General features: G+C 32.3%; 20 protein-coding genes and 3 pseudogenes. 19 read left to right on the top strand and 4 right to left on the bottom strand.

What is annotated here, in order from left to right; genetic code table 11:
- Window positions 1-9 precede the first annotated feature (9 nt).
- The 3 genes from DFR56_RS19905 to DFR56_RS24075 all read right to left on the bottom strand — a co-directional run bounded on the left by DFR56_RS19905 (window position 10) and on the right by DFR56_RS24075 (window position 922).
- Complete coding sequence (locus tag DFR56_RS19905; protein WP_110397213.1) at window positions 10-291, bottom strand: tyrosine-type recombinase/integrase; 282 nt, start codon at window positions 289-291, stop codon at window positions 10-12.
- A 285-nt stretch (window positions 292-576) separates the two neighbouring features.
- Window positions 577-753 carry a hypothetical protein gene (locus DFR56_RS23135; protein ID WP_158525735.1) on the bottom strand — a complete coding sequence of 59 codons (177 nt, stop codon included), beginning with the start codon at window positions 751-753 and terminating at the stop codon, window positions 577-579.
- Window positions 668-922, bottom strand: a complete 255-nt coding sequence (locus DFR56_RS24075; protein ID WP_377725468.1) for an ImmA/IrrE family metallo-endopeptidase — start codon at window positions 920-922, stop codon at window positions 668-670. Before DFR56_RS24075 ends, DFR56_RS23135 begins: the two co-directional genes overlap by 86 nt.
- A 126-nt stretch (window positions 923-1,048) precedes the next feature.
- Here DFR56_RS24075 and DFR56_RS19900 point away from each other — a divergent pair, with 126 nt between their 5' ends.
- A complete protein-coding gene (locus DFR56_RS19900; RefSeq protein ID WP_110397212.1) occupies window positions 1,049-1,306 on the top strand; it encodes a hypothetical protein in 258 nt (85 codons plus the stop codon).
- Window positions 1,307-1,523: 217 nt separating this feature from the next.
- Window positions 1,524-1,619, top strand: a complete 96-nt coding sequence (locus DFR56_RS23870) for a DUF6877 family protein (protein WP_342353178.1) — start codon at window positions 1,524-1,526, stop codon at window positions 1,617-1,619.
- A gap of 199 nt (window positions 1,620-1,818) precedes the next feature.
- On the opposite strand, the gene DFR56_RS19895 is transcribed toward DFR56_RS23870, so the two are convergent.
- Window positions 1,819-1,992: a DUF1272 domain-containing protein gene (locus DFR56_RS19895; RefSeq protein WP_110397211.1), complete on the bottom strand. Its 174-nt coding sequence runs from the start codon at window positions 1,990-1,992 to the stop codon at window positions 1,819-1,821.
- Between the two features lie 258 nt (window positions 1,993-2,250).
- On the opposite strand from DFR56_RS19895, the pseudogene DFR56_RS19890 reads away from it, so the two are divergent.
- The 17 genes and pseudogenes from DFR56_RS19890 (at window position 2,251) to DFR56_RS24070 (ending at window position 13,919) form a co-directional block, all read left to right on the top strand.
- Window positions 2,251-2,446 (top strand): annotated as a pseudogene (locus tag DFR56_RS19890) (XtrA/YqaO family protein).
- Complete coding sequence (locus DFR56_RS19885; protein ID WP_110397210.1) at window positions 2,443-2,997, top strand: hypothetical protein; 555 nt, start codon at window positions 2,443-2,445, stop codon at window positions 2,995-2,997. The pseudogene DFR56_RS19890 and the gene DFR56_RS19885 overlap by 4 nt, the downstream one beginning before the upstream one ends.
- A 90-nt stretch (window positions 2,998-3,087) precedes the next feature.
- Window positions 3,088-3,315: a hypothetical protein gene (locus DFR56_RS19880; RefSeq protein ID WP_110397209.1), complete on the top strand. Its 228-nt coding sequence runs from the start codon at window positions 3,088-3,090 to the stop codon at window positions 3,313-3,315.
- A complete protein-coding gene (locus tag DFR56_RS19875; protein WP_110397208.1) occupies window positions 3,303-3,995 on the top strand; it encodes an MrcB family domain-containing protein in 693 nt (230 codons plus the stop codon). Before DFR56_RS19880 ends, DFR56_RS19875 begins: the two co-directional genes overlap by 13 nt.
- Before the next feature lie 197 nt (window positions 3,996-4,192).
- Entirely contained in the window at window positions 4,193-5,491 is a 1,299-nt protein-coding gene (locus DFR56_RS19870; RefSeq protein ID WP_110397207.1) for a hypothetical protein, read from the top strand.
- A gap of 33 nt (window positions 5,492-5,524) precedes the next feature.
- A pseudogene (gene istA / locus DFR56_RS19865) lies at window positions 5,525-6,814 on the top strand (IS21 family transposase).
- Entirely contained in the window at window positions 6,807-7,580 is a 774-nt protein-coding gene (gene istB / locus DFR56_RS19860; RefSeq protein WP_110397206.1) for an IS21-like element helper ATPase IstB, read from the top strand. The pseudogene istA and the gene istB overlap by 8 nt, the downstream one beginning before the upstream one ends.
- A gap of 724 nt (window positions 7,581-8,304) precedes the next feature.
- Window positions 8,305-9,237 carry an HNH endonuclease gene (locus tag DFR56_RS19850; RefSeq protein WP_158525734.1) on the top strand — a complete coding sequence of 311 codons (933 nt, stop codon included), beginning with the start codon at window positions 8,305-8,307 and terminating at the stop codon, window positions 9,235-9,237.
- Window positions 9,238-9,276: 39 nt separating this feature from the next.
- The gene (locus DFR56_RS19845; protein ID WP_110397203.1) at window positions 9,277-9,558 is read left to right on the top strand and encodes a hypothetical protein; all 282 of its coding nucleotides are present in this window, start codon (window positions 9,277-9,279) and stop codon (window positions 9,556-9,558) included.
- 345 nt (window positions 9,559-9,903) lie between these two features.
- Window positions 9,904-10,509: a hypothetical protein gene (locus tag DFR56_RS19835; RefSeq protein WP_110397201.1), complete on the top strand. Its 606-nt coding sequence runs from the start codon at window positions 9,904-9,906 to the stop codon at window positions 10,507-10,509.
- Between the two features lie 274 nt (window positions 10,510-10,783).
- On the top strand, window positions 10,784-11,023 hold the full coding sequence (locus DFR56_RS19830; protein WP_110397200.1) for a hypothetical protein: 240 nt from the start codon (window positions 10,784-10,786) through the stop codon (window positions 11,021-11,023).
- A gap of 137 nt (window positions 11,024-11,160) precedes the next feature.
- Window positions 11,161-11,556, top strand: coding sequence for a DUF1643 domain-containing protein (locus tag DFR56_RS19825; protein ID WP_110397199.1), 396 nt, complete (start codon window positions 11,161-11,163; stop codon window positions 11,554-11,556).
- 186 nt (window positions 11,557-11,742) lie between these two features.
- On the top strand, window positions 11,743-12,546 hold the full coding sequence (locus DFR56_RS19820; protein ID WP_110397198.1) for a DUF6602 domain-containing protein: 804 nt from the start codon (window positions 11,743-11,745) through the stop codon (window positions 12,544-12,546).
- Window positions 12,547-12,642: 96 nt separating this feature from the next.
- Window positions 12,643-12,798 carry a hypothetical protein gene (locus tag DFR56_RS23585; protein ID WP_244916596.1) on the top strand — a complete coding sequence of 52 codons (156 nt, stop codon included), beginning with the start codon at window positions 12,643-12,645 and terminating at the stop codon, window positions 12,796-12,798.
- Window positions 12,728-13,060 (top strand): annotated as a pseudogene (locus DFR56_RS19810) (phage holin family protein). The gene DFR56_RS23585 and the pseudogene DFR56_RS19810 overlap by 71 nt, the downstream one beginning before the upstream one ends.
- Before the next feature lie 151 nt (window positions 13,061-13,211).
- Window positions 13,212-13,625, top strand: coding sequence for a LysM peptidoglycan-binding domain-containing protein (locus DFR56_RS19805; protein ID WP_110397196.1), 414 nt, complete (start codon window positions 13,212-13,214; stop codon window positions 13,623-13,625).
- A gap of 72 nt (window positions 13,626-13,697) precedes the next feature.
- Window positions 13,698-13,919 carry a peptidoglycan-binding domain-containing protein gene (locus DFR56_RS24070; RefSeq protein WP_110397195.1) on the top strand — a complete coding sequence of 74 codons (222 nt, stop codon included), beginning with the start codon at window positions 13,698-13,700 and terminating at the stop codon, window positions 13,917-13,919.
- The last annotated feature ends 369 nt before the right edge of the window (window positions 13,920-14,288 follow it).

Here is a 14,288-nt window from a genome sequence, read left to right as displayed (position 1 = left end):
TTTCTGCATTCAGGTCATTTCCTTTCCGAATTCTAATACACTATTAAAAGCCTTATAGGCATAACTGATTGCTGAAGATGATAATTTTCCGGGTTTTCCATCAAGTCTTGCACCATCTTTTTTCGAATCTTTTACATAGTTAAGTATATGTATTGGCTTGATCTCTGCAATGTTCATATGCCCATACTTTGGTAGAACTCTTTTTAACATTACATTTTTATAATCTCCTTTGGTTCTGGGCGACAATTCAACCTTTTGATCCCATTCAACATATAAAGCCCTTAACGTCATTTTTTCTGGCTTAACATACTCTCCAGTTAATATTTTAGCTTCAAATATAGATAATAACTTTTCTGCTTCGGTTTTTATTTTTCGCCCTCACAGTTTCTCTTTCTCTAATCGGAGTTCCGTCTTCTTTGTAGCCGATTGTTACAACTAATCTCCAACTGGTTTTCCATCTTTTTTCTACATGAGCCAATTTTATTACACCCATTTGCCATAATTAAAATACTTAATAGATTTCAAATACTGTATGATTCGTTCACATTTTATAGGTTGTCTTATTTTCGGCGCACATTACAACTCCTTATGAAACGTCAACCCAAATAATTGTTTTTCATAATGTTCTAAGCGCTTTAATGCAATTTCATTTGTTATATCAAATATTTCAGCGACTACACCAGCTGCCGAGTATCGATATTTTGGTAACTTTATTTTTTTTAACATAAAAGTCGGTACGCAAAAGTGTAGCATTGTCAGCTTTGAACTCTTGATATTGCCTGTAAAGCTTGTACATATCAAGTTGATTTCCGACATGATAAAGACAATGACAGACCTCATGCGAAAATACTTCTTTCGTTTTTTCTTTTGATAAGTTTGAATCTAGGCAGATAATATTATCTATCCTAAAAGTTTTTATCATAAAATAATTCGATTCTCAACCCATTGAACAATGATGCCAATAGAGCTTATTTTGTTAAAGCAGAGGCATTAATTTCACATTTCCAATTTAAATAGTTTTTACGATACTGAGGAATTTAATATCAAGTTGCAATTTTGCTTTGTTAAAAAAGAAGATCGGGACATTATGCTGAAAGTTGTCGGAAATATTCAAGAGGATAACGTTAAAAATGTTGAGGATGATGGTATTTCACAGGCAGTTGTTGCGAAAATTGGGGTTGCTTCTGTAGGCAATGTTGAAGTACCGAACCCTGTTTCACATGTACCATTTAGAACATTTGTTGAGGTAAATCAGCCAGTAAGTATATTCAGAATGAAAAACGGACCAAATTGTGTATTGTTTTAAGCTGTTGAAGGAGCTTGAAAACTAGAAGTAATAAGCAACATTAGACGTACCTAACTCTTAATCTAACGGAAGAAATTGAAAAAGGAAAAATTACGATAATTGCATAATAATGAGCTCGCCTTTGCGGGCTTGTAAATAAAATTTGGAGAGATAAATATGAGTCCAATACAGGAGATTAATAAATTAGCAAATCAGTTGCCGCTAGTAATATTAAGATATAAACAAACTCATTACCGATTGGCTGGCTACTGAAGGAAATACAGAAGATCCATACATCGAGCAGAAACTTAAATTTGCAAAAAAATATTTATAAGTTCGAAAGGAAAACAATGCTCCACCAAACAATGAATGATAAGAAATATTTAAAATCCAACTGAATCTTTTCCAAGAAATAAAGTCGACAACTTTGCTGGAGGAGGCGGAGCAAGTACAGGAATGGTTGGTAAATTGAGAGGACACAAAATGTGCAACAAAAAACAGGGGATGGCCCTGTTTCGGAATGAATAACAACTTTATGGTTTCCTAGGTCTTCTTACAAGTTCTCCTCCGCAATTTGGGCAAATACTGAACATTTCATCATTGCAAGGAGAACAAAATGTACATTCATGAACACAGATATAGGCAAGAGATTTGTCATCAATTGAAGAATTGCAACGTTCACATGTTTTTCTCATTTCTAATGCCAAAGTATTGGATACTCCTTTCAGATTCATTTATAGGAGAATTATAACATTTTTACATGTATGACGCATTACGAATTTTATGTAAAGGAGGGGAAACATTGAAAAAAATTAAATGGTGATCCAGTGCAGGCTGTTCGGTAAATATAGGGTTTGCTATTAAACAGGAAAATGTCTAGTTTGCGGAAAAGAAAATAAAAAGACCAGGATTCCTCCCGGCCCAAACATCAAATTAATTATACCATATACGGTAGATAGTCTACTATGGCTATACAAGATATAGGTATAAACAAGACTAATAGACTAGAAATTGATACAATGGAAATACCATCCAGTTGTGTAATAGTGATCTGTGATGGGAAAGCGAAAATTAGAGAACTCCCACCGTTTGGAGAGTAGAATCGTTACAGATCAAGGGAAGGTCAAGCGGATGCGGAGGGAAGAGGGGGAAGAGTTTTGAAGATATCCTGGATAGATGTACTAAATTCGAATTTTCTCGGAGCACTAGCAGGTGCCATTGTCACAGGGTTAGTTGCAATATACGTCTTACGAAAAGATATAAAGTTTCAACTGGCTAGTAAAAAGGAAGAACTTGAGAATAATTATAAAAAAGCTTTTATATTAATAGAAATGTGGTCAAATTCTTTTTTAGAAACTTATTCTAATCTAAATGAACTTCTTAATTATGAAAAAGCCGAGAAAAAACAACAAATAAATATGCAATTGGAAGCTGTAAGAGAGTCTAAATATCGACTCGATAATGTAAACGATGATTATATTCCACAAGAAGTCTATCAAGATTTTATTGATTTAAAGGTGTATATAGACCTGATTTTCCATGAATATAGTGCATACACTGACAGCATTCAATTAATAGCTGCTGATAATTCATTTATATTAGCGCGAGAAAATGAAGCTATAAAATCAATATTAATAAATTCATATGAAGAAATTTATGATGCATTTAAACTTAAACTTAATAGATTAGCTAAATTTAGAGAATCTTTATAAATATCAGTTATACAAGCCATCTGAAGGACACTCATTGATGAAAAATTGAACTAATTTAAATGGATCTGGAAGGAAGAGGGGGGAAGAGCTTTGAATGAGTTGTTTTTATTTATCTTAGAGAACTATAAAGAATTTTATAAAAAGAGTAATAATAATGTAGCCCTCGATAGTGAAATGAAGAAAGTAATAACAAAAACGTTACCTGATAAAATTTTTAAGAAAGACATGTCAGGTTTTTATTTGTCACTTAATCAAGAGACTTCCTATCTTCAGAAAAAAATTAAGGGAAAAAACCAAGAATTAAAATGGAAGAAATAAGTCAGGTTTTAAGAGAAGATTTGAATTTTCTTGAAAGTGAATCACTATTAACAGAGATTAATTTATTGTCAAACACAAATAATGCAAAAAACTATATGGCTGCAAACATTTATGCTAAGGAATATGCAATCTATGGATTTAATGAGGAAATGTTAATTACTGATATACAAACCTCCCTAAAAAATTTAAATAAAATAGTTGAGTATATTGGTCAAAAAGAGATTGATGTTTTTGTTGATGATTTACTTTTCAGAGAGTTTGTTGAGGATATTAAGTTCCAAGAAGATATTTTGTTGGTTCAAGCCTCAAATACAATTGTCCAACCTCATCCGAGACCTGACTCCCTAATTACAGCTGGAAAAAAGAAGGAATGGAAAAGGGATTCAAGCATTGCAAAAGAATCGTTATTAAACTCAGATTATAAATGTGAAATTGATAATACTCATGTTACATTTATATCTTTAGTAACAAACCAAAATTATGTTGAAGCACATCATTTAATACCAATTAATAGACAAGATGATTTCGAGTATAGTATTGATGTTCCAGGAAATATTATCTCTTTGTGTCCAAATTGCCATAGAGAGGTACATCATGCAATCACAAAAAATAAAAAAGAAATAATAACTAGTTTATATCATAAAAGAAGTCCATTATTAGAGGATTTTGGATTATTATGACGTTAAATAAACGAGGTAAAAGGGAAGAAAGTTTCAATCGGTAAGAAATTTAAGTTATGAAAAAGGACTGTGAAGCGCTTTATATATTTCAATTCCTCCATCACAATAACTTTAAAGGAATTTCCAAATATTAGTTCTACCAACCATCTGGAAGATGCTGAATATACGTGGATGCGGAAGGAAGAGGGGGAGGAGTTTTGAAAGGAAAACTTATCGAGAAGTTTATACTTATTCTGATAGTGAATTTAAGCTTTATTTCCTATAATAAGATTATTATTAAAGTGGAAATTGAATGGAATATATATATTTTCTTCATTTGTATTTCTACACTTGCTATTCTACTTCTAAATAAAGAATATATTGATAGAAACGTCTATTTGTTTGGCGCGATTTTTGGATTGCTAATACACGGTACTATCTCAGTGTTTCTAGCAATTTTGTTGCTCGATTTATTAGAAAAGTATTTGATGGTAGGACAAAGCTTGTACACTATTTTATACGCTACTTCAAATGCTGATAAAGATTATGCAAGTATAAATACTATTATCTTTTTAAGCCTGTTGACAATAGGGGTATCATTAGCAATATTTAGCTTATTCATATTCTTATTTAAAGGGTCTATCGAATTCTTGAATTATAGAATAAGAAAAATCCTATTGGAATTTGTCAACTACTACAAAAATAATACGAAGATTATTTCAATGTGTATAGGATTATTATTAGTTATCTTTGGTTTTTTGCCACTAATTTTGGATGTATTAGATTTAGGGAGTAGGGATTTAGAAGGTGTTGAAGAGGAATTCAAGAAGAGTATATTTATTTGGATATTAGTATGGTTAGTTCCGTATGCCTATTTTTTAATGAAGGATTCAAAGATAAGTAATTATTATTCACAGATAAATTTGGATAAATCATTAGATAAAGTTGGAAAGAGCACAGAAAAAAGAGGGGGAAGAGTTTTGATTGGAAATAATAAAAGATATAGACTAATTCGAGGTAAGTCAACTGAATCTATTGTCAAGAATAGAAATAGCTGGACTTTTACCATTGCTGCTCTTTTCGTTGTGTGTACAATTTGTATTCTTTTATTAACTGGGAAGGTAAAAGTCGATAGCGCTACTTTATTATCTTTAATATTAGCTTTCTTTTCAATATATTTATCTGCAACATTTTATTTTAAAGCCACTGAACAAAGTAATAATTTTTACAATCGCTCTTATAATCATACAAAAGATATAGTTGAATCTCTAAGTAATATGAGGGGAGAATTTGGGAAGTCATTAAATTTTCTAGAAAAAAATAGTGATGCTATGAATCAAAGGTTTGATAGAATCCCCTGGAAAGAAATGTCGGAAAAAAAGAAAAAAATAGAGAAAGTAGAAAAGGAAAAAGAAGATTCTATTAAGAAGATGTTAGAGGAAGCTGGAGTTGAACAGAGTATAAATGATACTCTAACAATGTACAAAAACGATTGGATAAGAATGTACAAGATTTGATTGGTGTTGCATAATATTTCCGAGGTGAATATTATGCATATGCAAATTGATATTAATACAGAGATTGAAATTAATACGCTGGAGGACTTACCAAAATTAAATTTATTAATGGAGAGTTGTAATATGAAAGTGAATAAAAGTCAGCTAGCTCAGGATTTAAATGTCGATCGTCGAACGATTGATAAATATTTGAAAGGATATGAAAGTTTAAAAACACGCAAAAGGAAATCAAAAATAGATGAATATTACGAAGTAATTAAATTACTGCCCTCAGACAAAACACCACAAAAGTTTTACTATAAACGGGTGCTTTGGCAATATTTAAAAGATAACCACGGTCTAGTGTGTTCAGATGTTACTTTCAGAGCTTATATATCGAGAAAACCAGAATTTCAAGTATACTTTGATAAACGAAAAGGACGTACCTCGAACAAAGAAACTGTTCGATTTGAAACAGCTCCTGCCGAGCAGGCGCAGTTAGATTGAAAGGAAGATATCAAATACATCACAAAGGATGGTGAAATACTACATGTGAATGTGTTCGTATTCCTATTAGGTTATTCGAGATTTCGAACGTATTCATTGTCTATATCAAAATCGCAGTCTATTTTAATGTCTTTCCTAGCGGAAAGTTTTGAAGCAATTGGAGGTGTACCGAAAACAATATTAGTAGACAACATGAAGACCGTGATGGACGAATCTAGAACAGCCTACAAGCCTGGAAAAGTAAATGAACGATTTTATCAATTTTCAAAAGACTTTGGATTTGATGTGCAGCCATGCATTGCATACAGACCACGAACAAAAGGAAAAGTAGAAGCACCGATGAAAATTCTCGATGAAATCCATGCTTATCAAGGGAAATTCAATTACGAGGAATTACATCAATTTATTCAAGAATTATGTGATCGTGTAAACCACGAATATCATAAAGGTACTGGGAAAATACCAGTTCTCCATTTAAAACAAGAAAGAGATCTCTTATCCCCACTACCCAATAGGAACATACGAGATCTCTACAAAATTGATCATACACTTGTGAAAGTGAACACATCAAATATGTTTTCTTTCAAATCCAATATGTATTCTGTCCCACCAGGATACATCGGAAAAACCGTAGGTTTACAAGTATATGATAACCAAATTCATGTTTATTATAACACGGATTTGATTGCGGTACATCCTATTAGTGGGCAAAAGATGAATTTCAAACACGAACATTATGTTGAAACATTATCTAATCATCTACCATATAAAGATGATATTGATGAACTTGCTTTAAAGAATTTATCCGCAATTAATGAGGTGTATAAAAATGAATAGTAGTTATTCTAAGTTAATTGAAAATCTAGAATATCTAAAGTTAACGCAAATGGTTCTCCACCTAGATGAAACTATCGATTTTATGAATCTGAATGAATTATCTTTTACAGACGCATTAATTAAATTAACAGATTATGAAATTGATATGAAAGAAATTAATATGGTGATAGCGATGGTGAAAGTCGCAGCATTTCCACATTTAAAGGAAATAAAGGATTTTGACTTTTCTTTTCAACCATCAATTAATAAAGAAAAAATATTGGATTTTGAGACTTTACGTTTTATTGAGCAGAAGGAAAACATCGTTTTCTTAGGTTCAAGTGGTGTTGGAAAAACACATTTAGCTACTTCTATCGGTATAGCAGCAGCGAAGAAAAGGACAAGTACATATTTCATAAAGTGTAACGATTTGATACTAAATTTAAAGAAAGCACAACTTGAAAACAGATTAGAAACGAGACTGAAACATTATTCAAAATATAAACTACTCATCATCGATGAGATAGGATATTTACCAATAGATGAAGATGATGCAAAGTTGTTCTTTCAACTCATTGATATGAGGTATGAGAAAAAAAGCACGATATTTACGACAAACTCCAATTTTAAATCATGGGGTGAAATATTTCAGGATCCTAAAATAGCTAACGCTATTTTAGATAGAGTATTACACCACGCTTCAGTAGTAAATATCGTGGGAGATTCCTATCGATTAAAGAATCATATTCAAAAAGATGACAAGGCGGAGGTCCAACCATCGATTTAATTAGTAAAGATTAATTTCAACCAACTAAGCCAAACTGTACATTCTTAAACAATCGAAACTGTACATATTTATCTTGACATTTATAAACAGAGTAAACAAGTTGAATATATAGAAAAGATTAGTGAAAAAGAAAAACATATTTATAACTTAAACAAGGAACTAAACCAATTAAAGCATACAAATAGCGTGAAAGAATATATTACTAATTGTTTACTAGAATACATTTACGAGGTTGGTCCATTTGAACTCATTGAAGCTGAACCAAATTACATAATTAAAATGTTTCATAGGTTCAGAAGGAAGCTACCAACAGAATTAATAATGTTGCTAAGTGATGAAAAAATCATAGATCCATCGGGTAATCTTACCAAAAAGGGAATTAAGATTATTAAAAGTATAGCAATTGGAATATTTAATAGCATTTGAAATAGCGAATTGATATAGTAATACCAGCTATCTGGAGGATACTGAATGACGAAAAAACAGTATAATAAAAAATGGATTAAGTTAACCACTTAATAAACAAAAGCTTAAAAATCGTGATCGTAGGGTTAAGATACTCGGATTCGACAGGAAGGATATAAAAAAACCAATATGAGCTAAAGTAAAGTATCTTGATACTAATCGAAATGGGTTTGTTGATATAGATGATTTAGATACTTTGGAATAATGTTTTAGGTAATTTGGTTATTGAATCTGTATTAAGGGGAAAAGAGGAAGAGTTTTGAGTAGTCTTATAAAATGTATTTTTTGTTTAGAAGATAGAAAAGGAAGCAAAGAACACATCTTTCCTGATTCTATAGGAGGACTATTAGTTTTTTACAATGTTTGTAAGGAATGTAATAACAAATTGGGAAGAAAAGTGGATACCCATCTTGTAAATCATACTTTAATAGAGTTTGTAAGGTTAACTAAAAAGATAAAAGGAAAGTCAGGAAAAATTCCTAACCCCTTAGGAAAAGGTGTTTTAGATGGCGAAGACAGTTCAAAAGTACACTATAGATTTAATAGTGAAGGGGAGCCTGAATCTCTTTATATCGTACCAAGTCAAACGGTATCCGAAGATGGAAAAAGTATTCGATTTTCTGTCGATGCTACTGATGAAGATAAGTTAGCTAGTATGGTAAATAAAACATTAAAAAGAAAGGGTTTGCCAACTTTGTCGCTTGAAGAGATTGAAGAACAAATACAACGTGAAAAAACCGAAAAACCAAAAATGCACATAAAATTAAAGGTAGATTTAAATTCTTATAGAAAGGCAATACTTAAAATAATCTATGAATTTACGTCCTTTATATTAGGTGAAGAATATTTAGATGATCCCTTGTCTGAAAAAATTAGAGAATATATTAAAAGTGATTCTTTAGAAATTGGAGGTCTTATAGGCAACGTTGATTTAGTAAATAAAGAAACGCCGAGATTAGAAGTTCTAAGTATGTTAGCAATTGAATCTGGCCATATTGCATGTTTAATTCAAGAGAGGGACAATCTTGTTTGTTATGTAAATATATTCAATCAATTTGAAGGCTATTTGGTAGTAAGTGAAAATGCTTCAAGATACCCAAAGTTTGAAGGGGTTTTTTATGAAAATAACGTAGAAAATAAAACTCTCCGAAATAGTCTGTTTGTAAATGAAATTTCCGAGAGATTTAGTTAGCCTCTTACGCGGGCTATGAAGGGAAGAGGGGAAGGAGTTTTGAAAGAAGAAAGAGAAAACAAAATAGTATTGTCTAAGGACAAAGAAAAGCGGGATGTGTATTACGGGTTGTTTTTATCGGCTGTAATAATAATAGTAACATTGTTATATTATAATCCATTTGTTGGTGATAATGCCGAACTTCATTTACAAATCACGTTAATTGTAATTGGTGGTATTACATTTATAATCTTAGGATTTTTGATAAAGATTATATCTAGAATGGAAATCGCACAAAAGAAAAATAAAGGTATTTCATCTATATTATTGGGTGTATTTTGATTATTACAGCTATTTTAATGAAAGTTTTACCTGATCTAATTAATGAAAATATCATTGCTATTTTTAGCATATTAGTTTTATTTTTGGGACTGTATATATTAACCGATGGCTTTCTTATTTTTATAAAATATGCATTCGGAAAGGTGAAAAGTAAAAAGGAATTTGTGGAATTTTTTATTAAAATATCACCCTTGTTATTAAGTCTGATTGTAGCAATTTTAAAGTTATTTTAAACAAAAGAATAAAGTCCTACCATCTTAATGGCGGACACTGAATGACGCAATAGCGTTGTTTGGTGTCCTTTTTATTTTTAGATGATTTCTGCAACTAAACGGTGGGGGAACTATGGTTTATAATGGCGATATCATGGAAACAACTTCTGGTGCACGAAGTAAAGTAAATTCCCATGCAAACTTAACCAATAATCCTAACAACGTAACTAAATCGCAAGTTGGATTGGGTAATGTTCAAAACTATGCAATGGCAGAGGTCACAGATATAGGTACAACCACTAATGTAGCTAATAAGTATATGAATCCCCTAAGAACTAGAACCCTTGCAAATAATCTAATTCTTGCAAAGATTGCAATCCCTAAACTGTCTTTTGAGACTAATGCTTATGTGAGAGGAGGTCGGGGAATTTCTGTAGGCTCTTATTCTGAAAACAATGGATTAGAATCCGTCCTTATTAGAGACTATTCTCTTGCTAGGAGTGATGTTGGCGTAGCATTAGGTACGCGTGCTAGTTCATTAAATGATAATCTAGGGGTTTTGGGAGGAACAGCATCTAATGCTACTAATAGATGGAGTGTACCAGGTGTACTCACAGTAAGTGGGATAAAAAACTTTGAAATGCCACATCCTCATCCCGATAAAAAAATACGCATCGTTTACGCCATTCAGCGGTTGAAAGTTCGACGGCTGGAGATACATTATATCGCTACACGATAGAAGCCGTCAAAGACAACGAAACGGTCAAGATGTTACTGCCTGTTTACTTCCAATATCTAAATAAAGACGTGGATGTATGGGTAAACGGATATATGCATTTCGGCAGAGCATTCGGGGTTGTAGAAGACGGTGAATTGAAAGTAACATGTGAATCCGCAGGCGAATACAAGGCCTAGTTATTGGGACTCGTAATGATGATCATCAGTCGGTACTGGATTGGGACATTAAGGGTGTTGAGCGAGAAATCGGTGAAAGCTGGACAGGGGAAACATATGTGTTTGAAGACGATAAAATTATTTCGGATCAGGAAATCGTAGCGGGATATAAAATGGCAAACAATATTATTATCGAAAGAACATCTATTCAATGGAAGAGTCCAGTACTAGGAACACCTACTAGACGGGCACCTGAGCATTATTTTGGACGAACAATTCATGCTCTAGTACATGGTGAAGATAAAATTTATCGATTGAAGCCAGATGAAATTCCACTTGAAGCAACGGAAGAAGATTGATCAATGTTGTTCAGACGAGAGTTGATGAGGAAAAGAAGTAAAAGAAATTGAAAACGCTGAATAGGCGTTATTTTGTATTAAAGAGGAATTCTCCCTCCTTTTATCGAAATAAGCAGGTAAAAGGAAGATGTTAATAAATGATTAAGTTTATCGAAACTACAATTAAATCAACTGCAGTTATGTCAGATAATAATTTGTACAGATATCAATTAACTAGAACCTGGGCTTCTGAAAAATTAAAAGTTACAGTTATTATGCTTAATCCAAGTACGGCAAATATATTGAAGACAGATAGGACAGTCATGAATGTGGATAACTTTTTAATTGATAAGAATAAATTTGGTTCAATGACTATAGTAAATCTGTTCGCTTACATGACAACTAATCCCGCATTACTTAGCCAGAGAGATGAAGCATATGAGTCTTTAAACAATAAGTATTTAATAAATGCTTTCGATGAGTCAGATATCATAATAATTGCTTGGACCAGGAATAATTTTATAAAAGAAAAAGAGAAGTGGGTAGATTATTGATTATAGAGATAAACTTATGCGTTTTTAAGATTCAACAGGAAGGAAACCAAGGCATCCAAGAGATTTAGGAGATAATTGGATATTAACTGACTATGAATTTGATACATGAGAAAATTTAACCACCCGTTACTTTTTGTGGGAAAATTTCTCTCTTTGTCGTATGATTGAGGACAAGGAGGGGATAATGTGGTTTTAGATGATTATTATTCGTATTTATCAAGAAACTTAAAACAAAAATCCGATCATGTAAGAACAGCTTTTAGGACTCACAATCCATCTGTTGGTGAAAATAGAGAAGTTATCGTTCAAGAATTTCTGAAAGAACATTTGCCGTTTGCATTTGGAGTAGATACGGGTTTGATACTTTCAGAAGATGGTGAGTTTTCGAATCAGGCAGACTTGGTTGTTTACGATCAATTATATAACTCTGCACTATATCCAACAATGCTAAATAAGTTATTTTTAGTTGAGTCTGTTTATGCAATGATTGAGGTTAAAACGCATATCAACAGAGAAACTATAAAAGATGCGATAGAGAAATGCGTTCGTTTTAAAAAACTGAAACGTAGTTTTTCAGGTGTGCCATCCTATCCAAAAATTAATGATTCTTTATTTATACTGTGGGGATTCGAAGGTACTAGTAATGAGTCAATAAAGAAAAATATATTAGAAGAAGTAGATAAATTATCGATAGAAATTCAGCCAGATTTTATTATTATTCCAGACAGGATTTTGATTTCAATGGGATCTTATAGAAAACTTTCGAAGTACGGAATGGAAGGTTCTCCTCATAGGGAAGCAATAAATCAACAATTTCCTGATAAGAAATATGAGGAATTATTTTCTCCATATTTATTTAGCGATTTAGGGCAAAACTCCTTATTAAATTTTATTGTTTGGCTTTCTTCATGGCTACATGGTGCTGGAACACGTTCTGTACCTTTACAATCATATTTAGAGATAGATAAAGAATATGGTTATCAGTTTTAATATCAATATTGATTTATACTTTGGCATTTATTTATAAGGTGCTTTTTTTAACGCTCACATGAGCGTTTTTCTTATGACTAAAATTGGGAGGTAATGATGGAAACATTATTTAAATCATTTGTCACTGTCGTTGGGGCAATCGTCACATTTTTATTAGGAGTTTGGTGCCTTTGCTTCAAGTATAGTATTATTTATAGTATTCGTTTATATTTTAGAAGTTTTAGTTGCGGCAAGTTATGGGCAATTAAATAGCAAGATTAGATTTAGAGGTATTGCAAAAAAAGTGATGATTTTAGCATAAGTAGCTGTGGGATATTCAATTGACAAAATTATGGGAGATGGCACATTCATACGTGATGCGGTCATCTTTTTTAATTTGGCCAATGAGTTATTAAGGATTTTGGAGAAGGTTGGAAAAACAAATTTACCAGTACCAGATGTACTTAAAAAAGCAGTTGAAACACTAATAGTAAATCGAAGAGTAGCGAATAAATCGTTGTTCTTTTTAATTTAGAAAGGGTATATTACCATGAGTTATGCATTTCAAAAGTTACCAAGACTTGTTGATCATCGAAAATCGATTCCTAAAAAGGGATCCTATTCATGACGTACACAAAAAATCACGCACCGTGTTTGGCACCATTCTTTAACTAAGAAATCGTTAGGTGGGTGATATAAATCAACGCACTTATCATGTCGGTAACAGCAATCAATTTTCACTAGGGATCAGTATTGCTGGTGATTATCGAAGTGATAAAGCCGATGCAACAAAAGCATCCATTGCGGAATTACATACGACATTAGTTGCTGATCAGATTGGTAATCAAGACAAATCCTATCAAAAGATGCTAGGATATAGCTGGAAAGTTTGCTGTGTTTACAATTATAAAGCAGCATTTATGTTTTTGAATGTTAGTAAACCAACGGCAAAAACACCTGCAACTTATAAAATTCAAGAAGGTGACACATTCCGAGGAATCGCTCATAGCTTGGATGGTATTACCATAGAAGATTTAATCACTGCTAACCCGAAAGTAGATCCTAAAAAGTTGGTCAGACAATCAACTTGGGTAAAGTAAAAATACATTTACTCGTAAACCTAGTCACCAAAGAAACCACAGTCATCTTATAAGTACCCATTACCAAGCGAAATTTTAAGAAGTGGTTCAGTTTGTAATAGTGTTAAACAATTACAACGCGCCCTTAATGCTATTTATTTTAAATGTGGTGCCGTTGATGGAATACTAGGTTCTAAAACAGTAGATGCAATAAGACGATTCCAGATGGTTTATTTACCGTATGAGGTTGATGGAGTACATGGTCCGAATACACGTAAGAAATTACAAGCGGTGCTTAAATCTAAAGGGTCTTAACTTAGTGAAGTAAAATGTTTGTTTGAACCCAAAAGTTTGTCTACTCGAAAACATAATAAATTCATATGTTATTAGTATTAAGGTCGGCCGGCTTTAATAATGTTTTGGAGGTTTAAATCAATGTGTTTTGGTAGACGAAGCAGAAGATGTTGTCGATGTCGTCGTTGTGGTTTTTTCTTCCCCTGCAGATGTAGGGAATGGTAAAAAAACTAAAATAGCCACTAGCCGTGAATGAACTGCCCCCTGTCAAGTAGACAGGTAAAAAAACAAATTTTTTTGTGCCATGTATGATTTTCAAGCATGGCTTTTCTTATGCTGGAATTCTTAATCCCATCTTCAACGTCACGCGCTTTGTATTATAGAATTCAA

Source organism: Pseudogracilibacillus auburnensis (assembly GCF_003201975.1).
GTDB lineage: Bacteria > Bacillota > Bacilli > Bacillales > Amphibacillaceae > Pseudogracilibacillus > Pseudogracilibacillus auburnensis.
This window is presented reverse-complemented; position numbering and strand designations above follow the sequence as displayed.